1 protein-coding gene is annotated in these 398 nt (G+C 66.8%); it reads right to left on the bottom strand.

The window, feature by feature from the left end; all coding sequences use genetic code 11:
* Nucleotides 1-398: alcohol dehydrogenase catalytic domain-containing protein (locus AC0L3D_RS36985; RefSeq protein ID WP_473647572.1), on the bottom strand; the 398-nt coding region annotated here is incomplete at both ends.

The raw sequence follows: 398 nt of genomic DNA, 5'->3' as shown, positions 1-398 counted from the left end.
ATCGGCCCGGCGCCGGTGACCAGCACGTCCTCGCCGACCAGATCAAAGGACAGTGCGGTGTGGACCGCATTGCCCAGCGGATCGAAGATTGCGGCGATCTCGTCGGGCACATCGTCGGGGATCGGCACGACGTTGTGCTGCGGTATCGCCAGATATTCACCGAAGGCGCCGGGCCGGTTGACGCCGACGCCGAGCGTGTTGCGGCACAGATGCCCCCTGCCCGCCCGGCAGTTGCGGCAGTGGCCGCAGACGATGTGGCCTTCGCCGGAAACGCGCTGGCCGATCTTGTACTCGGTGACCGCCGCGCCAAAGTCGGCGACCGTGCCGACGAATTCGTGGCCGGTCACCATCGGCACCGGCACGGTCTTCTGCGCCCACTGGTCCCAATTGTAGATGTG

It is taken from the genome of Mesorhizobium sp. WSM4837 (assembly GCF_055811435.1).
The sequence above is the reverse complement of the archived record's forward strand: the minus strand, read 5'-3'. Positions and strand labels throughout refer to the sequence as shown.